The organism is Candidatus Obscuribacterales bacterium, from assembly GCA_036703605.1.
Classification (GTDB): Bacteria; Cyanobacteriota; Cyanobacteriia; order RECH01; family RECH01; genus RECH01.
The window spans coordinates 1-23148 of sequence record DATNRH010000178.1 but is presented as its reverse complement, the minus strand read 5'-3'; the positions used below and the strand labels follow the sequence as shown (position 1 = coordinate 23148).

Here is a 23148-nt window from a genome sequence, read left to right as displayed (position 1 = left end):
GCCAATCTCTCTGGACTAGTTGTTCCCGATGGTGCAGCGCCCCAGCCCAACTCCATCGCTCGCAGCGTGGTTATTCAAGAAGGCGGTATTGATTTCGGGATTGTCGGTGCCACAACGCCAACGCTTGCCCAGATTTCGTCACCTGGCGATGTGGATATTCTGGGTACTGAAAACATTGAGAGCTTAGCGGCAGCGATCCAAGCAGAGGTTGATAACCTCACCAATGCTGGCATTCAGCACATTATCTTGCTGGCTCACATGCAGCAAATTGCCATTGAGCTAGAGTTGGCTGGACTCCTTGAAGGTGTAGACATCATCATGGCGGGTGGCTCCAACACCATTCTGGCTGATGAAACCGATCGCCTCCGACCTGGAGATGTCGCGGTGGACTCTTATCCGATCATTGTGGACACCGATAGCAACGGCGCACCCAAAGCAGAGCCGGTAGTAGTGGTCAACACCGATGGCAATTACCGCTACGTGGGGCAACTGGTGGTGACCTTTGATGACAATGGCGTCATCCTGCCGGATAGCATAGACTCTGCCGTAAGCGGAGCCTATGCCACAGATGATGCTGGCGTTGCGGCCCTGAATGCAGAAAATCTGGTGGATCCTGAAATTCAGCAGATTGTGGATGACCTATCGACGATTATCTCTAGTCTAGATGGTTCGATTTTTGGCAACACCTCCGTTTTCCTGAACGGCAGCCGTGGGGATGTGCGTACCCAGGAAACCAACTTAGGTAACTTAACCGCTGATGCTAACCTCTTCACTGCTCGACAAAGCGATCGCACCGTGCAGGTGTCGCTGAAAAATGGCGGCGGTATTCGCGACAACATCGGTTTTGTTACCTTTCCGGCTGGTTCCACCGATCCCAACGATGCTCTGCAGCTCCCACCCAGCGCCAACCCTCTGGCGGGTAAGGAAGCGGGCGATATCTCGCAGCTCGATGTCAGCAATGCCCTACGGTTTAACAACGAACTATCCTTAGTCACCATCACGGCCCAGCAGCTCCGCTATCTGATGGAGCATGGGGTGGCGGCCAGCGGAGACGGCGCGACACCAGGTCAGTTTCCTCAGGTGGGCGGCATGTCCTTTAGTTTTGATGCCAACCGCACCGCCATTGAGTTTGATGATAACGGCACGGTAGTCACTGAGGGCGATCGCATCCGTAACCTAGCGCTGCTGGATGATAACGGCCGCGTGGTGGATGTGCTAGTGCGCAACGGTCGCCTCGTGGGCAATCCCAACCGGGAAATTCGCATGGTCACCCTGAGCTTTTTAGCCGATGGGGGAGATAGCTATCCGCTAGATTTCTTTGCCACGAATCGTGTGGACTTGGCAGAAGAGGGCGTGCGGACAGGCAATGCCACGGATGCGGATAATGGCACCGAGCAGGATGCCCTAGCGGAATATTTGCTAGATCAGTTCTCCACCAATTCCTTCAATGAACGGGATACACCAGCTCAGCGCGATCGCCGCATCCAAAACCTAGAAGTGCGCAACGATATTGTCCTAACTCGTTCCTTCTTACTGCGGGGCTCCAACGGTCGTGATGTCCTCTTGGGCGGCCCACGTAATGATGTGCTGGCAGGGTTTGGGGGCAACGATGTCCTGCGCGGGCTGGGCGGCAATGATGTGCTCAATGGCGGTACTGGCAATAATGTGATCACTGGCGATGCGGGCAATGACCGGTTGATCGGTGGTCGCAATAGCGATCGCATGAATGGTGGTATTGGCAACGATCGCATGAATGGCAACTCCGGCAACGATGTTCTCCGTGGCGGCGCGGGTAATGACGTGTTGGATGGCGGTGCAGGCAATGATGTGTTGCTTGGCGGCGCGGATCGTGACTTCTTTATCATTGGCAGACGTCCTGGTCTAGACACCATTCGCGACTTCAATCGGCAGCAGAGCGATCGCATCGGTCTCTTGGGTGACCTATCTTTTGGCGATCTGACCCTCACCCAGCAAGGACGCAATACCCTGATTCAGGTCGGACGGCGGGACATCGCCGTCTTGCAGCGAGTGGATGCGGATACCCTGACCGCAGCCAACTTCCGGACTCTGTAGGCTGTACCGTAGAACCCAGAGTTTGCGGGCTATCTACGGCTGAATCGTTCATCTTGGCGTTTAGAGGTGGGTCACGGCTCACCTCTTTTTTATGGCGTTCAGGCATGATAGAAGATGCGCCCATCCACAGCACTTTCCTACTGTCTCCTATGCCTATCTCCACCCGTGCGATCGCCCTCCTATCCAGCCTTTCCATTGCCCTAGTCCTGTCTGCGCCCCTGAGTAGCCAGGCCCAGACGGTGTCTCATCTGCGAGAGGGGATGCAAACGGTAACAGTGGATCGGGTTTTGGATGAACTGGCCCAGATGAACGTGGTGTATCTGGGGGAAACCCATGACCAAGCCGCCGATCACGCCAGCCAGTTGGCCATTATCCAACAGCTCTACGATCGCAATCCCAATCTGGCGATTGGTTTAGAAATGATCCAGCGCCCCTTCCAAGCCAGCCTTGATCAGTACCTTGCCGGTGACATCAGCGAAGCTGAACTCCGGGAACAGACGGAGTATGATCAGCGCTGGGGCTACGACTGGGAGTATTACGCACCGATCCTGCGCTTTGCCCAAGCCCATCAACTGCCGGTGGTGGCGCTAAATACCCCCACGGAAATTACTCGGCGGGTGGCCCAAAAGGGACTCCTGGGTCTCCAGCCCGAAGACGATCGCTGGGTGCCAGCTATCCAAGATCTGGATACCAGCTCCGTAGGCTATCGCCAGCTTTTGTGGGATCTCTACGCCCAACATTCCCACGGCCATAGCCAAGGGTTTGAAAACTTTTTTCTGGCTCAAGTGCTCTGGGATGAAACCATGGCGGAAGCGATCGCCACCTTTATCCGCGATCGTCCCGATACAGTCATGGTTGTTTTAGCCGGACGGGGACATATTATCTACCACTATGGCATCCCCAGCCGTGTGCAGCGGCGGCTGGATGATCGACCCAACATGCAGCAGCGATCGCTTTTATTAAGTGACGCCCCCGTCGGTGATCAACCTACAGAGTCAACCTTACCGTCAGGTGAGCCATTCCCACCCATAGCAGATTATCTTTGGATATCAGACTAAGATAGTGACCCTGAGCTTAAGCACCTCAACACAACCTCTCTGCCCGCCGAGACTAGTAGGCGTAGGACGAAGAGCTAAAGGGCGAAAAGTTGGGGAGGTAGCTGTACTCTGCTAGAGGATCTGAGATCCGTACGCCTAAGGTTTCCACCTCAGCCGCACCATGGATAGCTTGGGCAACTTGGGTGACCCGTTCTAGGAGCGATCGCGTTTCGACGTTGCCCGTTAGCACCACAACGGCTCCGCGCTGAGTCACGTGCAGATCCTGCAGTTCACTGGGGCTGAACTGATCACTCAGAGCTAGGCTCACACGCTTAGCTAAGCCATTATGGTCATAGTCACCGTTCAAACCCATGCGTTCAGGGGGAATGGATGTAAAAAAGATGGAATGTAAGGCAGAGGAGCCCTGTGTATCCAAACATCCATCGCCCTGGCGGCCATAACTGAGAGATTGAGAAGACATGTTGGATAATGCACCGTTCATGACGATTTCAAACGCAGCTGTTTGGGATTTTCAAGCTTAAATGTAATGATTTCGTGAAGTTTCCCATAATCTAACATACCCAAGAAGTGTTGAATATTACTTTCTGAGAACTGATTCTCACCTATTCACCCCACAACAAAGCGCGACTGAAGCTGTTCCAATCGCGCTTTAGGCAAGGCTTTTCACGTTACACAACCATCGTCTTTTGCTCGTTTAAAGTCGCCCTAACCTCTGCTTAGATGTCTGCACGAATTGTGAAGGAATAGTCTCCCCCCGGTTCAAGCTGATAGTCAGAGCGCTCCAAAAAGCGCCCTAGGGGATCTTGAATCAGGGCTCGCCCTAGGGAGGGTTCAATGGACAACTCTCCGATACGAAACTTCCATTGGAATTGCCACTCATAATCATTGGCCCGCACCTCACCCTCAATGCGACCGGTCTGCCAAGATTGATGGGTGATACGGACATGGGCTGTGGTCTGAGGTAATCGTCGTTTCGATGCCAAAGTGCCTGCTCCACCACTACAACTGACCGGGCAAGGGGACGGGTATTCGACCCATCAACGCCCATTGTCATGGCCAACCTGGTAAACGAGGGCCATCATAAATGCACCCTTCATGGATTTCAATCATTGCTTGGGTGAGCGATGCGGTCTGCTCCTAGACGTACATCTAGCTAGACGGGAGATCAAGCGATCGCCCATTGTAGAGACTCATGGACTTGGCCATGCCTTGCTTCAGCCCCATCTCCACGGCATCCAGCACCAAGGTGAGGATGTCGGCAATCACCTTGCCCTCGGCGGGGGAAAACTTGCCCAACACATAGGATACCGTGCCTTGATTGGAGCCTGGGGTTTCCGTTCTAGGATTGCCGATGCCGATGCGCAGCCGTGGAAACGCTTGAGTGCCTAGGTGGGCGATCGCTGACTTCATGCCATTGTGACCACCCGCCGAGCCCGATAGGCGCATCCGCAAACGGCCTACGGATAAATCCATCTCGTCATAGATGATCAGCACCGACTCTGGCGGCAGCTTAAACCAATCCACCACTGCGCGAATAGACTGCCCAGAACGGTTCATATAGGTCGTCGGCTTGAGCAGCAAAATGCGATCGCCATGGGGGCCGCGCCCGTCGCCAAAATAGCCGTTGAACTTCTTATGCTCCGCCAGGGATATCTGCCAGGACTGGGCTAGACGATCGACGGCCATAAAGCCTACGTTATGCCGAGTTTGATCATACTGCCGCCCTGGGTTACCTAGACCCACGATCAGTTGAGGAATCACTAAGGCAGGTGGCTCGGGGATGGGCGATCGCGATGGTTCGCGAGAGGAAGGATTGGTCATGGCGGTGCTTTACTTGTCGAGCACTGGACGTTTTTGGCATTTCGCACCCATTCTCCTAGGTCAGAGACTCCAGAATGGATGAATTCAACATCCCTCGTCCTCGGGGAAGGGGATTGGGGGTGAGGGCCACGTCTGTTCCGTCAACCAGAGTAGGCGATCTAGACTGAGCCTCTGACCTGAGATAGAGCAGCCCACGGAAAAACCCTGGAGCGATCGCTCCAGGGATGGCTAGCCCCATCTTTAACGTGGTGCCATTGAGCATCAAAACAGGATAGACACAGGACAAGCCCGTTGCCTCTCCTACAAGCCCTCTCCTGATATCAAGGAATGGGGATGACTGACCCATCAGCTAGGCGCAGCCGCTTACCCTTAACCCACCGATGACTCGGAGGTAGCTGGCTCCTCAGCCTTGGCCGTCTCTAGATCGGATTCGGGCTCCGATGTTGAACCTAGGGCCTTGGGCGTGGGAGGTTCTAGGGTAGCCTCCATCGGCTGCTTACTCATCTTTTCAATTTGTTCGGCTTCCCGCTTGAACTCAGTTTCAAACTCCTTGGACGCCTCTTGGAACCCGCGAATGGCTTTACCGAGACTTCGCCCAATTTCTGGCAGCTTCTTCGGGCCAAAAATTACAAGGGCCAAGATTGTGATCACGGCCATTTCCGGTAGTCCAATCCCGAATACATTCATGGTCTAGTTCTCCTACGGCAGCACCAAACAGTATGAGCCTTTTAAGCGTGATAGTCACTCAGCTTCCATCCAGCAGAATATGAGCCAACCTTTAGGGCGTGGTACCTAGGGATTTGAGATCCCTGAGCAGTCCACACCGCTGACTGCCTACCGCAGGCTGGATCAGCCAAGGGGGCGTGGCGCAAGCTAGCTTGTTATTCACCCTAGCGCAAAATGCTCCTCATCTGGGACATTTTTTCGCACAACAAGCACGTCTAGATGAGCGATCGCCCCTAGAGCTGCCTTGTCCATGCCTTGTTCATACATGGTTTATACACAATTCATCCGTTGCGGGACATACCCAGGTGACTGCCCATAAAAATCCCCGGTGCGACCGGGGTAGAGAACCCATTTGCAAACCACAAATGAATCCAATTTTGAAGGTATGAACCGATCAACTATTTGCCCAAAGTGCTCCAGTCCACATCTAGCCCATCCAAAATGATGGAGGAGTTGTAGATTTGCAGAATGATGAGCAAAAAGACGAAGAATAGCAAAATAAACACGGCCATGAGCGGAGTCGTTCCCCAACCGGGAGCAACCTTACCGTATTCAGCGTTAAGGGGTCTGATCAAGTCTCCTAACCAAGTCCGTTGTGCCATGAGTAACCCGTCGTGAAATTCTAAGCGGTTTAATTATCTGTAATATTATATGGGAAGGACGCACGTATATTTGTGGATTTGATTTTAAGTTATGCAACTAGAACCTGCCATGGTGCTTGGAATTACGATCTGCGCGGCAATGGTTGCTGTGACAGGCTGGGCAATCTACACCTCGTTTGGGCCACCGTCTCGGGAGCTTAGCGATCCATTTGAGGATCACGAAGATTAGTAAATTTATGTAACAATTTGTAAAAATTCCTGAGTATTATCGGTCTTGGAGAAGCGATCGCTCCTATTTGGCGATCGCTTCTGCTTAAAATCCTAGGCGTTGAGTAGCTCGACTAGCCACCTAGGCTAAATCTGCTTGGGCTCCCACGCAGGCCGACAGTTCATGGAGGGAAATCGCCTCCACTTGGGGCGTAAAGCCCAGCCACTGGCCGGAGATTTGGGCAAACTGCTGGGGTGAGCCACTGACGCAAAAGCGGGTGGGCATGGCAAGCTGGGGCGATCGCAGCCCGAGAAGTTCCAGTTCCTGAACCGCCGCCATCACCACATGAGCAGCTGGATCGATGCACTGCACCGTTTTCGGCAAAATAGACTGCAGAACCGGGGCCAGGTGCGGATAGTGGGTACAGCCGTAGATCAAGGTATCAATCTGCCGGTCGATCAGGGGCTGGAGGTAGGCTTCTGCAACCCGTCGCATCTGCGGGCTGTGAATTTGATTTTGCTCAATCAGCGGCACAAACTCGGGACAGCCCACTTCCCAAACTTGAGCGCTAGGATCGATTTCCTGAATGGCCTGCTGGTAGGCGTGGCTTTTGGCCGTTGCTGGGGTAGAAATCACGCCAATCCGCCGACCCTGCTGGACTGCCGCCCGTGCCCCAGGCAAAATCAAGCCTAGAATCGGCACCGGAAATTCTGACTGAATGCTTTCCAAAGCCAGAGCAGAGCTGGTGTTGCAGGCCATAAGAATAGCTTTGACCTGCTGCTGCATCATCCAGGCAACAATTTCGCGCACAAACTGCAGAATATCAGCGGGCGATCGCTCTCCGTAGGGCAGGCGGGCCGTGTCGCCGAAGTAGAGGATCGATTCCTGGGGTAACTGGCGATAGAGTTCCCGCAAAACGGTGAGACCACCCACACCGCTATCAAACACTCCAATGCGGGCAGGCTGAACACCGGACAGCGGCAGATCCAAGGCTGAAAGATTAGGCATAGGGACTGTGAACTATCAAGGGATGAAAACAGGATGGTCAACAAGCGTGGGAGGCATCGGGGCGCAGAACCGACCCCAGAGCGAACAAGCATCCTAGCAGAGCGATCGCTCCATTAGAAATTTTTAGAAATTTTGGCGGACATACTGGGCGATGCCATTGGCGATCGCTTCAGCCATGCGGGTGCGAAAAGCTGGGTCGGCCAACAACCGTGCATCCTCTTCACCCGTCACGAACCCAGTTTCTAAGAGAACGGCAGGCATTGATGTATTCACAAGAACATAGAAGCGCGCTTGGCGAATGCCGCGATCGTTCACGCCTGTTCCCAGCATACTGTCGTGAATCACCCGAGCCAGCCGCAACCCTGAATCGGAATAGTAGTAGGTCTCCGCACCATTCACCTCAGGGCGGCTGAGGCTGATGGCGTTGGCATGGATGCTCACAAACAAATCAGCATTGGCCTGCTCTGCCATGGAGACTCGGGGCTGCAAATCCACCTCACGATCATCTTGGCGCGTCATCACCACCATAATGCCCTGTTGTTCTAGCAGACTAGCAACTTGGCTGGAAATCGACAGCACGATGTCTTTTTCCTGGATGCCGCCGCGACCCACCGCACCCGGATCCCGGCCGCCATGCCCCGGATCGATAACCACCACCACGCGTCCCTCTGGATTCTGCACCCCAAAGGCTGTCCCTGTACTGCCCGACGTGTTGGGGGGCGGCACCGAAATGGCTTGATCGGAACGGTTGATGGACAGGGCTGCTAGCTGGGAGCTGAGTTGATTCAGATCACCTAGCTGGGTGCCTGCTGCCGGTTCCACTTGGATGACCACCGTATCTGCCGTGGCTTGCCGCACCCGTACCCGCACTAAGGGGCTTGTGGCGGTCAGTTGGGGGCCAGAAAGCCGCTCTGCCAACTGCGCCCCGGCAACGGTAATTTGATAGCTGCCGCTAGCAGCATCCCATTGGCTGGTCGGTTGGATGGGGCCATCAGCGCGAATCAGCAGTTGGGTTTCACCATCCTGGAGGGCGATCGCCTGAATCGTAGACAAAGAGCCTGAGCTCGGAGATGCCTGCGCCTGCACCTCACTGAGGTCAGAGGGGAGCTGATCCAACTCCCGAGCCAGGGCTCCATTCACAGGCAACAGCACCACGCCACCACTGCTGGGGCTCGCTTGCCACTCCATGTCCTCCTGGCTCAAACTCATCGTCACCCGAGCCGTGGGCGGTGAGGTATCAAGCTGGCTAAAGGAAAGCTGGCTGACGCCGTAGCGGTTCACGGGCAAGCTGGCCATGACCTGGGAGGATAAAACGGTGTTCGTGAGATCTACCGTGATCTCCTGCTCCGACGGCTCAACCTCCACAGCAGCCGTATCGCCAGTGGTGCGAATGAAAAAACCATCGGGCGTGACGCGCACATTCTCTAGGCGAGTGGCTGCCCCAGCAGGCAGACTCGTTGCAGTAGATGCGGGGGGTGAACTGGGTGAGGGAGCGATCGCTGTCGGCGTTGCTCCGCGTTCCGGCGTTGGTAACTGCACGATCCACTGGGTTGGCGTTTCTCCCTGAACAACCACCTGCTGGGGATCGATCACATAGCCAGGGCTCAGCTCAATGACAATCCGGGCCGTTTGGCTATTAAACTGTCCGAGCCGCACCTCCGCTACCTCGGTGCCAATCATCCGGCTACTGGCCGCCGATCCCAACGTGGTACCGGGCAGGTCAATCACTAACCGGGTGGGGTTGAAAATGAGTTGAGCACGGGGTTGGACGCCAGACGAGGTGGAAAAAACAAGGCGATTGGCACGGCTATCGTAGGACCAAGATTGAATTTGCCCAGCATCGGCCGGCAGGGCAATCAAGATCGCTCCCATCGCTCCGATCATGCCAGAGAGTAGCCAATGAACGTTCACATGAGCCTCCTAAACAGTTAGACGCTATGTCCCGCCGGGGGGACAACCGTCGCAATTCTCCTGTATCGATCGTCTCAGAACAAGACTGAGTAGCCTAGTGTAGGCGAAATGCTTGAAAAATGACGCTACTGGATGGTGATAGAGGCGATCGCCCTATCATCACCTCTATCTCAGGCGAACAACAGTCATGCTCTGGGTAATCCGGTGAATGCAAGTTAGCGCCGCTGTCAGACGACAACGGAACGTGCCAACCCCAATCCATCAGGGAAGGAACACAAGGAAATCGCACCTGACCACAAATTAGACCTAGACCAGGAAACACCAACTAGGGTTCCTCATCCAAGGCTAAGATTTGTTCTCAGAATCCTCCAAAGCTGTCTGCTCAGGTTGGGCATTCAGCGTAGCTCCATCGGCTCCACTCAGAGCCGTGGCCGAGGGCTGCAGCCCCTGGGATGAGTCTGAGTCTTTCTGAAATACAACTCGCAACAGCGGCGGAGCCACAAAGGTCGTTAAGATGACCATCATAATGATGGCAGCCTCCAGGGATTCTGATAGAACGCCACTGGCAGAGCCCACACCAGCAAACACCAGACCCACTTCGCCCCGTGGTATCATGCCGACCCCAATCGCTAAACGATTGATACCCGGCTGCCCAAAGACGGTAAATCCTGTGACTACCTTTCCGATAATCGCCACCACAATCAGGAAAGCAGCAATAATCAACCCTTCGCGATTGCTGGGCACCGTAGGATTCAAAACGCTGAGGTCCGTACTAGCTCCCACCGTCACAAAGAAGACCGGAACGAGCATGTCTGCAATGGGTAGAACCTGTTCTTCTAACTCGTGGCGTTTCTCGGTTTCTGCCAAAATCAAGCCGGCCGCAAAGGCACCGAGGATAGCCTCCAGTTGAATCGCCGAGGCAATGTAGGACAGGGTAAAGGCAAACACGAGGGAGGTGAGAATGAGTTGCCCTCGGGTCTGAAGTTGGTTGACCAATGAGACAAATACAGGGCTGAGCAAACGCCCCAGCAGAATGGAGCCAATCAAAAATGATGCTGCTCCCACAATCAAGTAAATCACGTTCGAGATCTGGATTTCTCCAGTTTTAGCCAGGCTGGCGACCACGGCTAGCACAATGATGCCTAAGACGTCATCGAGCACGGCTGCCCCAATGATGATTTGACCTTCTTTGGTTTTCAACTGCTGAAGTTCGGCCAAGACCTTGGCCGTAATGCCAATACTGGTCGCCGTTAGAGCGGCTCCAGCAAAAATAGCCGGCACGGTTGCGACCCCGAAGAAAGCAATCAAGCCTGCGGTACCGGCAGCAAACGGTACAGCTACTCCAATAACAGCAACGATCGCTGCTTGGGGGCCCACGCGGATAAGTTCTTTTAAGTCGGATTCAAGACCAATTTCAAACAGCAAAATGATCACGCCCAGTTCTGATAGGACGGAGATCACTTCGCTTTCTGCTTCAAATACCGTTGGTGCTAGCTCTGGCGAGAGTCCAGCCGTGGTTTCCAAGAAGCGGATAATCAGCGAGTGATCGGCACTCCCAGCTGTTTCTGGTGAAACCAAGAGATTCAAAGCAGAAACCCCAACAACAACCCCTCCGACTAACTCGCCCAAGACGGGCGGGAGGTTGATGCGAGCACAGATTTCGCCGCCGATCTTGGCAGCTAAATACACTGAGATGAGGCTGACCAGTACACCCGCCAAAATGAAGCCTCCCGCCTCAGCCGCTTCGCTAGTGGCCAACAGGGGAGGGGCAAGCATACTGGGATTCAAAAATGCCGCGAGGGGCAAGGGTAGCCAAGTCATAAGGTCAACCATGGGTTCCACAACTCATCCTGTTTACTCTACAAGGTTCTTCACAAGATGAGGATAGCCCGACGTCATAAGTTTTCAATGCAGGGCGATCGCTTCCCAGACCTGGCCCATCGAGCAAATGTAGCCATGGCCAAGACTCCAGCCGCGATCGCCCAGTGCCCTCATTTATTCTCTTGATGGACTGACTAAGCAAACATTATTAATGGGCTAGGCAAATGACGGGCTAGGCAAACACTCGGTGTTCTAGAGAAGGCATTTGCCGCCGTACCTGGCCAAGACGACTGGGTTCAATGGCAGCGATCGCTACACCGGGTTTATTACCCGCATTGGCTAAGACCATTCCCCAGGGATCAATGATGCTAGCGTGGCCATGGGTTTGGCGCATGGCGTAGTGCTTGCCGGTTTGGGCAGGCGCAATCACATAGCAAGTATTTTCAATCGCCCGGGCCTGCAGCAAGATCTGCCAATGATCTTTGCCAGTGTAGGCGGTGAAGGCTGCTGGAATGAACAAGACCTCTGCACCCAGCTTCGAGAGATGGCGATAGAGCTCCGGAAAGCGCACGTCGTAGCACACCGATAGCCCTAGGTTACCGAGGTCTGGCGATGCGTAAACATCCGGTAGGTGGGTGCCTGCCGTCACCGTGCTCGACTCATGGTAGGTATTGCCATCCGGCAGATTGACATCAAAGAGATGTACCTTTTGGTAGCGAGCCAGCTCCTGGCCTTCGGGGCCCATCAGCAGCGCCGTATTGTAGACCTTTCCGCCTTCTGTTGGCACTGGAAACCCACCCCCTAGCAGCGTCACCTGATAGCGCTGGGCCATGGTTCGCAGAAACTTTTCACTTTGGGTGGCGATCGCCTCAGATTGGGCCAGCTTATCGGCCTCATCGCCCATAAATGAAAAGTTTTCAGGAAGCCCAATCAATTGTGCCCCCTGACGTACCGCCAGATCGATCAGGTCTTCCGCCTGAACCAGGTTTTTTTCAACATCAGGCAGACTATTCATCTGCACAGCAGCAGCGAGATAAGATTTCATCGGCATCAGTCAAAACGATAGGTGTGGAGTGGAAGCCAGTTTTGGCGGCTCGGTCTTAGGCTGACCGATTTTTCACCGTCTACCATTGTCTCCGAAAACTTGACGCCCCACCGAAGTTTTTATCCCAACCCAAGAGGATTTCCCCCACCCAACAGGTGCCTTAACTCACAATCGCCCTCGAGTCCTCCGAGGTGATTAATTTTTCACTGAAAATTATTGATTGTATGAAGTTTTCATGAATTTAGCAGGCATACGCTTTAAAGAATGAGACTCAGTAGCTTTTAATTGCGGAATCTACAGGTGCGATATCGATGCGATCGCGCTTCGTTCATTCGTAAATGCACGCAATTTCATCCGTGCTTCGGGGTTGATCAAGGCTGGGGGCGGTCGTACAAGGTCTAGAAGATCGCCGACGTACCGTAAGTGATGCGGGATTATCAAGCTCCCCATAGGGAATTTCGATCGGAAGGGTGCAAGGTGGAACAGGATAGGAGCGTCATCCACAGCGCAGGCAGTTAAGCGAGGGTGCGATTCTGAGAGACCTAGGACGATCGCCAGCGGCGTTCATCCGTTCTTTCTCAGAGCAGAGTTAATCTAGCGACTTTCAGAGAGAACTCAGTACGAACGATGTCAAACTTAGACGTGCAGCCTTCCTGGCCTAGTTCATCTACCGACTGGCCGTTTAGCGTCGTGGAATGTCCACCGTCAGTCTCTTGCTCGTTGATTGCCGACTGCGGCTATAACTTGGATAAAGTTAAAACCGTGATGCAGCCTGTCCTCAAGGTACAGGAGCGCTGTCAGGTAACCTCTAACTATATCCAGGCGATCGCTACGGGACGCACCAATTTCTTAGTGACCAATCTAGTCGCTTCTGCGGAACGAGTGGGCGAAGCTTGGGCAACAGCGATCGCCTCTAGCTGGTTAGTCGGTCGTCATTCCAGTTGTGCTCTGCCGATTTTACACCTGTCTATTTCACGGCACCATGCGGTGATTGGTCATCATTCCGGCCAGTTTTACTTAGCCGATGTGGGTAGCAGCAACGGCACCTGGATTAATGGGCAACGCCTAGGAGCAGGCGATCGCTACGATCTCCATGATGGCGACGTGATCCGCTTTGGCTCCCTCTTGGTGGAATTTTTCATGGCTAGCCACATGATTGTGCCCCCCACCCGCATGCCCTATGCCGGAGAGGATACGCTCTAGGCCTCCATAACGATTTGCAGGATTTCCGAAGGAGAGCGCTAGGATCAAGATAGCGACTCCATGCCATCCTGCCTCTATGACCCACACTGAACACATTCTCTCCCAACTACCCGATAGCCTCGACGGACTGCGCCGCCTCGATGCCCGGTGGCAGGCCTACAGGCAAGGCGATATTCCCAGCCCTACGGTTGTCCATCAAGACGATACCAACATTGCGTCTCCCGACTGGGACGTGGCCGTTTGTGGCGGCACGTTGGGGATTATGATCGGCTGCGCCCTGGCCCAGCGGGGTTGGCGGGTGGCGGTGCTGGAGCGGGGTGTGCTCAAGGGCCGGGAACAGGAATGGAATATTTCGCGCCATGAGCTGGCAGCCTTGGTGCAGGTGGGATTGCTGTCGGACTCAGAATTAGAGGCCGCGATCGCCACGGACTATGGCCCGGCACGCATTCAGTTTGGCGATGGCCCAAGCGTTTGGGTTGATGGTGTCCTCAACAGCGGTGTGGATCCGGTGATCCTGCTGGACTGCCTGAAACAGCGATTTCTAGGGGCGGGTGGGCAGGTGCTGGAGCAGACGGCAGTGGAGTCTCTCACCGTTCACAGCAACGGGGTGGCGATCGCCACTCGCCAAGGCGACCAAACCCAGACCCTGACAACCCGCTTGGTGCTGGATGCCATGGGCCACTTCTCGCCCATTGCCCTGCAGGCCCGCCAAGGTACGCCACCAGACGCCGCTTGTTTAGTGGTGGGCACCTGTGCCAGTGGCTACCCAGAGAATGCTACCGGCGACCTTTTTGTATCCTTCACGCCGATTCAGCGCCAGTGCCAGTATTTTTGGGAAGCGTTTCCCGCCAAGGATGGCCGCACCACCTATCTCTTCACCTATGTGGATCTGCACCCCGATCGCCCGAGTTTAGAAGATATCTTTGACGACTATTTTCGCCTCTTGCCGGATTATCAAAGCGTTGATCTAGACAGCCTCACCTGGAAACGCGCCCTCTTTGGCTTCTTTCCTTGCTATCGCCACAGTCCCCTACGATCGCCCTGGGATCGAATTCTGCCCATTGGCGACAGCAGCGGCAGTCAGTCGCCCCTGAGTTTTGGCGGCTTTGGCAACATGATTCGCCACCTCGATCGCCTCACCCAAGGCATCCATAGCGCCCTCGATGCCGACCTGCTCAGCCAAGCGGCCCTAGCGCGCCTGCAGCCCTACCAGCCCAATCTCAGCGTCACCTGGCTGTTTCAAAAAGCCATGAGCGTCGGTGTTCAGCAAGCGATCGCCCCCAACCAGATCAATGAACTCCTGGCCGCCGTCTTCCAAGAAATGTCTCAGTTGGGCGATCCTGTCCTTAAGCCCTTCCTACAAGACGTGGTGCAGTTTCCTGCTCTGCTGCAAACCCTGGTGCGCACGGGCCTATTCCATCCAGGCACCGTGATCAACGTCGTTCCCCAAGTGGGCATCCCGGCGTTACTGGATTGGACGAGACACTACCTCAACCTAGGGCTCTACGCCGCGCTGTTCCAAATCGGAGCCCTGTGGCAATCTCAGATTAAAACCTTGCCCAACCCCCAACGCTACTACCTCAGCCGCTTGCTCGACGCATGGCAGTATGGCTCGGGACAAGACTACCATCTACCCCCATCGCCCTAAGGTCAGCGATCGCCCGTCAACCCTAGAAACCTTCAATAGGAACATGTTTGTACTGCCCTTTTAGACTAGAAGGACAAGGGCATAATGCTTTGAAATCGGCTAGTATCAACCATCCCCCATTGAACCGTTACCCTCCTGATCAACTGCGATCGCGCCGGCTTATCCGATAGATCGGTTGCATTCACTCACCGTCCATTATTCAAATCCTAAGTATGAAAAAATCACTCTATATTCTGGCAGAACTCAGCGATCGCGACTTTGAATGGCTGCTCACCAACGGACAGCACCGCCACCTCACGGCCGGACAAATGCTGATCCAAGAAGGGGAGTCCATTGACGCCTTATATCTGATCTTGACCGGCACCTTTGCCGTCTGCGTCAAAGCGTTAGGTAACCGAGAAGTTGCCCATCTCTCGGCTGGAGAGTTGGTGGGCGAAATGTCATTTGTCGAAGATCGTCCTCCCTCCGCTACGGTACAGGCCTTAGAAGATGCCTCAGTTTGGGCCATCCCGCGCCTGATGCTCACCGCCAAGCTGTCCCAAGATGTGGGGTTTGCCTCCCATTTCTATCGAGCCCTCTCGATCCTGCTCTCCGATCGCCTGCGCAGCACCGTGACCCGTCTAGGAGGTGTGCCGGAGCAAGATGGTGGACTCAATGACCTTCCCCCTAATTCAAAGATTCTCGATAGTCTAGATATTGCCCAGGTTCGCTTAGCCTGGCTGCTCAATCAATTGGGGGGTGTATGATTTCGAACCTAAAAGCACGACAACTCTTTTGGGGCGAAGTGCAGCAACCGCCATCGCAGATCAATATCGCCAAGGCAGCGCTGTATATTGCCCAAGAAGAATATCCCCATCTTGCCGTCGAGGTCTACCTGGATCAGCTCGATGCCATGGCCCTGGCCATTAGCGATCGCCTGCCGCTGGAACCCTATCCCCTGCGGTTGATTCAAGCCATCAACCAATATCTCTACGATGACTTGGGATATACCGGCAATACCGAGAATTACTACGATCCCAAAAATAGCTACCTCAACCAGGTGCTCGATCGCCGCACCGGCATTCCCATCACCCTTTCCTTGGTGTATCTAGAATTGGCCCAGCGGCTAGAGTTTCCCATGGTGGGCATTGGTTTACCGGGGCATTTCCTGATTCGCCCCATGGTGAACGAGATGGAGGTTTTTGTGGATCCCTTCCATGGCGGAGAGATTTTATTTCAGCAAGACTGCCAAGCCCGCCTCGATCAAATTTATGGCCGCTCTGTGCCATGGCAATCCGCCTACACAGATGCCATTGATACCCATCGTTTCCTGGCCCGCCTGTTGACCAACCTGAAATATATCCATCTCCACCACAACGAATGGCTGAAAGCCCTAGCGGATATTGAGCGGATCATCCTGCTCTGCCCAGATGCCCTGCAGGAAACCCGCGATCGCGGCCTGCTCTATTACCAACTGGGCCAATGGGCCGATGCGAGCCGTGATCTGCAAACCTATCTCGATGCTGCTCCCATGGCTCAGGATGCTCCAGTAGTGCGGCAACTGCTCCAGCGGATGGATCAGCCTTGAGGGATCGGGCGATCGCAGAGATTCCTAAGCACATTTGCAACCCATGCCAAAAAATCAGCAGCTTTGTCACGTTGATTTCAGATTTATTTACATTTTTTTAATAGAATTTAAGGTACAAGCGCATTATGAGACGGCATAGCCAACCATGACAGGATTTATTCGCGGCATTTTTGGGTCAAAGAAGAAGCAAGACGATTCCTCCTCCACCCAGCCTGATAAGAACGCTCCCAAGGAGTCTACGGCCTATTTTCTAGATCCCGATGAAGCCAAAACCTACGGCAACATCGACTATATGAGAACCGCCAAGTCGGTTAAGAAAACCTTCCCCAAGGGGAAAGTGGTTGGCGAGTACACCAAAGCCGTATCCGCCATGGAAACCATGGACTTCACCAAATCTACAACCCCTCAACCGGTGAAGCGAGATTCCACGGCCTCTGGATCAACCCAGTCCATGTCATCTACGCCTAATACGCCTACTCCGTCCTTCAACACCAACGAGGCGACTGGACAGCGTAAGTCGGATAGCAGCATGGACATGTTCCGCAATATGGCTAAAGACATCAAGAAACGATAAGTTGCAGTGGGATCAGCCATTGAGTTCATTGATGTGGGGGTGCTGGTGCGCCCTCTTTTTTGTAGGGCAACGGTCTAGCATTTTGAATCAACCGTAGACATAATGGTGGACAGTTGATCATCATTTGTGGCGAGTGTTTTGAGCAGCAGAAGTAGAAGGGGGGGCAACCCGCTACTATTTCCTTCCGATCGCTCCTCATTCTTCCGCTAATGGTGCAAGCCTTGGGCGTGGTGGGTTTGGCTGGCTACCTTTTCTATCGCAGTGAAGCACAGGCTGTGGAGACTTTAGCCTATGAGTTGATGCATAAGGGGGGCGATCGCATGGATCGAAATCTTGACTATATATTGGCTACATGGACAAAAAAACAGCAGCAGCGTTCAACGAGACCCAGCGCATTGCCCATGTAGGTAGCTGGGAGTTTGATCTCACGACCCAGGTTGTAACGTGGTCGGAGGAGCTGTACCGCATCTATGAAGCCGATCCCCAGTCGCCTGTTCCTCGCCCTGATCTGACTATTCAACAGATTCACCCCGACGATCGCGATCGCTTTCAGCAAGAAGTGGTTGAGGCAGCGATCGCCCTTCGGCCCTTTGATACCGATGTGCGAATCATCACGCAAACCGGCAGGGTTCGCTATGTTCATACTAAAGGGCAACCCATTTGCAACCAGGAAGGAGAAGTGGTGCGGCTAGCGGGCATTGCGGCCGATATCACCGAGCGCAAGCTGGTGGAACTGGCGCTGCAGGAAAGCGAAGAACGATTTCAGGAAATTGCCAACACCATTCCCCAAATGTTCTTTGTGCGCGCGCTCAACCCCGATCGCTACACCTACATTAGCCCCGCCTACGAAAGAATTTGGGGGCGATCGCGACAGGTGCTTCAAGACAACCCCAATGATTGGATCGAGGCCATTCATCCCGACGATCGCGATCAGGTAACCGCCTCTGTGGCCGCACAATGGCAGGGGCAATCGGTTCATCGCGAATACCGCATTGTCCGCCCAGATGGTGGCATTCGTTGGATTTCTGCCATCGTTTCTTTAATCTGCGATGAGGCTGGGCAGCCGCTGCGGGTGGTTGGCTTGGCAGATGATATCACCGATCGCAAGCAGGCAGAACTAGCGCTGCAGGCCAGTGAAGCCCGTCTGCAACTGATTACCGATTCCATTCCTGGCTGTATTTCCTATGTTGATGCCTCGCAACGCTATCAATTTGTGAATCACACCTACGAAGAATGGTTTGGCTGTCGGAAGGAAGATATCCTAGGGCGCACGGTTGAAGAGGTGCTTGGCGCTCAGGCCTACCGTCAGGTGCGGCACCATATTGAGCAGGTCTTGGCAGGAACCACGGTGACCTATGAAGCCGACATGTCCTACCAAGGTGGCCAAGGTCGCTATATTTCTGGGGTCTTAGTTCCTGATCGGGATCGCGAGGGTCAGGTACGAGGCTACTATGCTCTGATCACCGACATCAGCGATCGCAAGCTGGCCGAGGCAGCCCTGCGGGAGAGTGAGGCTCGTTTTCAAACCCTGGTGACCAATATGCCTGGCATGATCTACCGATATCTGCCGCAAGCGGGTACCTTGGGGCAATTTACCTACGCCAGTTCAGGCGCGGATGAGCTGTTTGAAGTACCTCCCGAGCAAGTCGTTCAAGATGCCAACACTATCTGGAGTCTCATTCATCCTGAGGATTTACCGTCCTTAAATGCTTCCGTTGACCAAGCCGTTCAGCATAGTGCCTCCTGGCATTGGGAAGGGAGACTGGTGACGCCGTCCGGTCGCTTGAAATGGATTCAAGGAAAATCCCGGCCATGCCAAACTCCGGAAGGTCTTGCATGGGATGGACTTCTCACCGATATTAGCGATCGCAAACAGGCAGAACTAGCACTGCAGGCCAGTGAAGCCCACTACTTGTCTATTTTGCAAGACCAAACGGAGCTGATTAAACGATCTCGCACCGATGGCACGCTGACGTTTGTGAATGACGCCCTGTGTCGTTATTACGGACTCTCTCGGGAGGAAATCCTCAACCACCACTACGAAAACAGGATCTATCCCGAGGATCAGCCGATCGTCGATCGCTGTTTAGCGTCTCTCTCACCCGACCACCCCGTGAGCGTGGTAGAACATCGCGTCTTGGTCAACGGACAAGCCCGGTGGATGCAATGGACAAATCGGGCGATTTATGATGATCAGGGGCAGCTTGTGGAACTCCAAGCAGTGGGCCGCGATATTCACGATCGCAAACAGGCTGAGATAGCCCTAGAGCAAGCCCGGGAAGCTGCCGAGGCCGCCAATCAGGCCAAGAGTACCTTTATCGCCAACACTAGTCATGAATTGCGATCGCCCCTGAATGCCATTCTGGGATTTGCCCGCCTGCTCCAACGCAACCCCAATCTGTCGGCAGAGGAAGCCAACTACGCCGCCATCATTGAGCAGAGCGGCGACCATTTGCTCAGCGTGATTAATCAAGTGTTGGATCTGGCCCGCGTAGAATCCAACACCATGGTGTTAGAAACCAGCACCGTGGATGTGTGGGAGTTGCTGACGGATCTGCAACGCCTGTTCATTCTGCGAACCACTGAAAAGGGACTGCTCTTTTTTCTAGAGCGATCGCCTGCGGTACCCCAGTGGGTCGATACAGACGAGATGAAGCTACGGCAAGTGTTGATCAATTTGATCGACAACGCCATTAAGTTCACCGAAGCAGGACAGATTACCGTCTTCATCGACAGTTTCACCGATCCCAGCTTCCATCTGTGTATCCACGTCATCGATACTGGCTGTGGCATGACGCCCGCAGATCAAGCCATATTGTTTGATGCCTTTAGCCAAGGAGAAGCTGGACGGAAGAGTCGCATGGGCACAGGGTTGGGGCTCACGATCAGCCACGAATTTGCGCGCCTGATGGGGGGAAGGCTCACCGTGGAGAGTCAGGTAGGGCAAGGCAGTTGCTTCTGTCTAACAATCCCCGTGCAGCCGGCCTCACCCGCCGCTGAGCCGGAAGCGATCGCCTTCCGAACCATCCTAGGTTTAGAGCCAGGGCAGCCGCACTATCGCATTTTGGTAGTGGACGATAATCCGATCAATCGTGTCCTGCTGCTGCAGTACCTCAGTTGCCTAGAGCCAGAGCTGCAAGAGGCCAGGCATGGTGAAGAGGCCGTACAGATCTGGCAAGCATGGCAACCCCATGTAATTTTTATGGATTTAAGGATGCCGGTGCTAGACGGCTATGGTGCAACCCGCCGCATTCGCCACCTAGAGCAGGAACAAGCCGAAAGCGATCGCACTATCATCATTGGCATTTCAGCGACGGGCATTGAACATCACCAACACCTAACCCAGGTCTCGGGGTGTAATGCCTTCTTGCCCAAACCTTTTACCGAAGCCAGTTTATTTGGCGTCCTGCAGCAGCATCTGCCGCTCCGCTATCGCTACAGTGAGCAACCCAGCCTCAGGGAACGTCAGTGGATGCCAGATCAACTGATCGCGTTTCTTCGTCAACTTGATCCGGCAGTCTTACTGGATTTAGACCACGCCTTAATGTTGGGTGATGTTGCGACCATTCGTCAGGCTGTAGACGCCATCCAACCTGACCAACCTGACCTCGCCCAAGCCTTGGGTCAGATGGTGGAGCAGTTTGATTATGAAACGTTGCTAAATTTTGTCCAGGATGCCAAAACTAGAAAGCCTAAGAGCTGATTATAAAGTAGACCTTATCGGCAATTAGTTGCTCGACATCCAAATAGATGTAGTAGCGATAAGATCGATCGGTTTCGAGCTAATAATTGATTGCTCTTCCTAATTCCGATTAAGTCTACTAATCAATGCGCCAAAGTCATGATGGTTTGCGAGAGTTTCTAATTGCACAGGAAAACCTACATTAATAGGAGTTACAGATAATGGGGATTACAGGCGGCATCTAGTAATGCTGAACGCCACCCGGTTGCATATTGCCAATCCAATTGGGCGAATTGATAGTGAATACTGTTGTTGTTAAGAAACTCCCCAATATATTGCGGGGTAATTTGCCAGGTCTGGCAATTGCCAAAAAACTGCACATATTCTGCGGTAGGGCTAGCCGCTTCAAAGGTGACCAGATCCCCTCGTCGAATAATTGGATCGGTGTTGACATACCAGGGTTCCATCGGGCTATGGGGATTGCCAAGCTGGGTATAGCCCATCGCATCGGGCACTACAGTCCAGGAAAAGGAACGCCCCGTTTCGGTAGCGGTTTCGATAGTGGATTGGGCGATCGCCGGCGGGCTTATTAAAAGCAGGATGGGGGCGATCGCCCAGGTCAGCAGTTTAAGGGATTTCAGGACGGTTTGCATGGGATTGATAAAGAGTTTGGATTGACATATCAAAAAATTGGGTCAGCCGAGAGCACTTATTCTGCAAGCACCCTCGGCAAAGCTGGGTTGAGGCTAAACTGGCTCGACAAATTGGAAGGTGTTGCTGTTGAGATTCAGTGCACCACTTCCCTGGACAACGCCGATCAGTTCTCGGGTTCCGTCGTCTCGCCTAAAAATCCCTGTCCCCACCATATTGGGAACGCTTCCCAGCACATAACGTTCGCGGCTGCCGCTCAACTGAATTTTGTCTTGATCAGGATTGAAGCCGCGAATCAAGGCATAGTCTTGGAGTCCGCGCCCACGGGCTTGACCATCGTCATAAAAGGCGCGTGTTTCATCGCCCAACACCATGACGTCGCGTCCGGGGCCACCCAAGAGTCGATCAATCTCCCCTCTGCCCGGATAAGCTGCATTGGGATCAACCCCAATCAGGGTGTCGTTGCCGCGCCCCCCTCGCAGGGTGTCGTTACCGCGCAAGCCCACGAGCATTTCGTTTTGAGCGGTTCCGGTGAGGATGTCGCGGCGGTTGGTGCCTGTGATCGTTTCATCATCAAGGATGGTGATGGTGGCTGTGTTGGTATTGCCAAGGGAAGCGCGATCGCCCCCTGTGATACTGAATTGAATGGTTTCTCTGCCTTCTGTGAAAGCGTCTCGCAGGATAGGGATGGTGATGGTTTTTTGGGTTTCGCCTGGATTAAAGGTAATGGTTTGGGGGGTAAAGGTATAGTCAACGCCTGCGGTCGCAGAACCACCCGCCACATTCACCTGTACCCGGGACGTGAGTTGCAAATCGTTCAACCGATTCAGAGTAAAAACCGCCTGTCGCCCTTCCTGCACGTGTACGGCAGCTTGCTCAAACGTTACCTGGGAAGCAATCTGAAACTGCTGAGCATAGATATCTGATCCATTGTTACTATCGCCTGTCCAGGTGACCACGAAGTCGCCGTTGGGCCGCATGGCAATATCTGGATTGTACTGGCTGTCTAAGGTGGTGGTGTTGACGAGGAGTTCTTCGCTCAGGGGTGTGCCATCAGCCTGGAACCTTCGTGCATAAATGCCTTCCTCGCTCTGATCCTGGTCTTCACTATCCCAAACAACGACGAAATTCCCAAAATTATCGACGGCGATCGCAGGGCTGTTCTGAGCATTCGGGATGAAGGTATTGACTAGAATCTCACCTGTCTGAGGTACACCGTTATCGTCAAACCGCCGCACGAAAATATCGTTGTTATCGCTGCCTTCCCATGCCACAAGAAATCCTCCATCTGGCGTTGTGGCGATCGCAGGATTATAGGTTCCGGTTTGACTATCCGTATTGACACGAAATGGGGATCCGAGGGGGTTGCCATTTGTGCCATAACGGCGGGCATGAATCTCAGAACCGGATGGGGTAAGTCGTTCTTCCCATGCCACTACAAAGCTGCCGTCCTCATGGATGGCGACAACAGGGTCATTCTGACCCTGATCCAAGCTAGTATCAATGGGAATATTGCCATTAATGGGACTACCGTTTGCCGAAAACATCTG

At 53.9% G+C, this 23148-nt stretch carries 20 protein-coding genes; 8 read left to right on the top strand and 12 right to left on the bottom strand.

The window, feature by feature from the left end; genetic code table 11:
- A partial coding sequence (locus V6D20_03865) for a 5'-nucleotidase C-terminal domain-containing protein (protein HEY9814927.1) occupies positions 1-2073 on the top strand: 2073 nt, incomplete at its 5' end.
- 149 nt (positions 2074-2222) lie between these two features.
- Positions 2223-3131 (top strand): ChaN family lipoprotein, encoded by a 909-nt coding sequence (locus V6D20_03860; GenBank protein HEY9814926.1) that lies wholly within the window; start codon positions 2223-2225, stop codon positions 3129-3131.
- Positions 3132-3183: 52 nt separating this feature from the next.
- On the opposite strand, the gene V6D20_03855 is transcribed toward V6D20_03860, so the two are convergent.
- The 10 genes from V6D20_03855 to V6D20_03810 all read right to left on the bottom strand — a co-directional run bounded on the left by V6D20_03855 (position 3184) and on the right by V6D20_03810 (position 12273).
- On the bottom strand, positions 3184-3591 hold the full coding sequence (locus V6D20_03855) for a BON domain-containing protein (protein HEY9814925.1): 408 nt from the start codon (positions 3589-3591) through the stop codon (positions 3184-3186).
- A gap of 256 nt (positions 3592-3847) precedes the next feature.
- Entirely contained in the window at positions 3848-4114 is a 267-nt protein-coding gene (locus V6D20_03850; GenBank protein ID HEY9814924.1) for a DUF3146 family protein, read from the bottom strand.
- Between the two features lie 166 nt (positions 4115-4280).
- Positions 4281-4952: an aminoacyl-tRNA hydrolase gene (gene pth, locus V6D20_03845; protein HEY9814923.1), complete on the bottom strand. Its 672-nt coding sequence runs from the start codon at positions 4950-4952 to the stop codon at positions 4281-4283.
- 55 nt (positions 4953-5007) lie between these two features.
- Positions 5008-5238: a hypothetical protein gene (locus tag V6D20_03840; protein HEY9814922.1), complete on the bottom strand. Its 231-nt coding sequence runs from the start codon at positions 5236-5238 to the stop codon at positions 5008-5010.
- An 83-nt stretch (positions 5239-5321) separates the two neighbouring features.
- Positions 5322-5639: a TatA/E family twin arginine-targeting protein translocase gene (locus V6D20_03835; GenBank protein ID HEY9814921.1), complete on the bottom strand. Its 318-nt coding sequence runs from the start codon at positions 5637-5639 to the stop codon at positions 5322-5324.
- 437 nt (positions 5640-6076) lie between these two features.
- Positions 6077-6280, bottom strand: a complete 204-nt coding sequence (gene psbH / locus V6D20_03830; GenBank protein HEY9814920.1) for a photosystem II reaction center protein PsbH — start codon at positions 6278-6280, stop codon at positions 6077-6079.
- A 349-nt stretch (positions 6281-6629) separates the two neighbouring features.
- Entirely contained in the window at positions 6630-7496 is an 867-nt protein-coding gene (gene murI / locus V6D20_03825; GenBank protein HEY9814919.1) for a glutamate racemase, read from the bottom strand.
- 123 nt (positions 7497-7619) lie between these two features.
- Positions 7620-9407 carry an N-acetylmuramoyl-L-alanine amidase gene (locus V6D20_03820; protein ID HEY9814918.1) on the bottom strand — a complete coding sequence of 596 codons (1788 nt, stop codon included), beginning with the start codon at positions 9405-9407 and terminating at the stop codon, positions 7620-7622.
- A 345-nt stretch (positions 9408-9752) separates the two neighbouring features.
- A complete protein-coding gene (locus V6D20_03815; protein HEY9814917.1) occupies positions 9753-11240 on the bottom strand; it encodes a cation:proton antiporter in 1488 nt (495 codons plus the stop codon).
- Positions 11241-11460: 220 nt separating this feature from the next.
- Positions 11461-12273: a carbon-nitrogen hydrolase family protein gene (locus V6D20_03810; protein ID HEY9814916.1), complete on the bottom strand. Its 813-nt coding sequence runs from the start codon at positions 12271-12273 to the stop codon at positions 11461-11463.
- Between the two features lie 627 nt (positions 12274-12900).
- Between V6D20_03810 and V6D20_03805 the strand changes: the two genes are divergently transcribed.
- From V6D20_03805 to V6D20_03780, 6 genes are all read left to right on the top strand, one after another.
- Positions 12901-13476 (top strand): FHA domain-containing protein, encoded by a 576-nt coding sequence (locus V6D20_03805; GenBank protein HEY9814915.1) that lies wholly within the window; start codon positions 12901-12903, stop codon positions 13474-13476.
- Between the two features lie 76 nt (positions 13477-13552).
- Positions 13553-15124 (top strand): hypothetical protein, encoded by a 1572-nt coding sequence (locus V6D20_03800; protein HEY9814914.1) that lies wholly within the window; start codon positions 13553-13555, stop codon positions 15122-15124.
- Positions 15125-15336: 212 nt separating this feature from the next.
- Positions 15337-15870, top strand: a complete 534-nt coding sequence (locus V6D20_03795) for a cyclic nucleotide-binding domain-containing protein (GenBank protein HEY9814913.1) — start codon at positions 15337-15339, stop codon at positions 15868-15870.
- On the top strand, positions 15867-16691 hold the full coding sequence (locus tag V6D20_03790) for a transglutaminase-like domain-containing protein (protein ID HEY9814912.1): 825 nt from the start codon (positions 15867-15869) through the stop codon (positions 16689-16691). The genes V6D20_03795 and V6D20_03790 overlap by 4 nt, the downstream gene beginning before the upstream one ends.
- A gap of 145 nt (positions 16692-16836) precedes the next feature.
- Positions 16837-17265, top strand: a complete 429-nt coding sequence (locus V6D20_03785) for a hypothetical protein (GenBank protein HEY9814911.1) — start codon at positions 16837-16839, stop codon at positions 17263-17265.
- Positions 17266-17617: 352 nt separating this feature from the next.
- The gene (locus V6D20_03780; protein HEY9814910.1) at positions 17618-20968 is read left to right on the top strand and encodes a PAS domain S-box protein; all 3351 of its coding nucleotides are present in this window, start codon (positions 17618-17620) and stop codon (positions 20966-20968) included.
- Positions 20969-21159: 191 nt separating this feature from the next.
- Here V6D20_03780 and V6D20_03775 read toward each other — a convergent pair whose 3' ends face one another.
- Complete coding sequence (locus V6D20_03775; GenBank protein HEY9814909.1) at positions 21160-21600, bottom strand: hypothetical protein; 441 nt, start codon at positions 21598-21600, stop codon at positions 21160-21162.
- Positions 21601-21693: 93 nt separating this feature from the next.
- A partial coding sequence (locus V6D20_03770; GenBank protein HEY9814908.1) for a Calx-beta domain-containing protein occupies positions 21694-23148 on the bottom strand: 1455 nt, incomplete at its 5' end.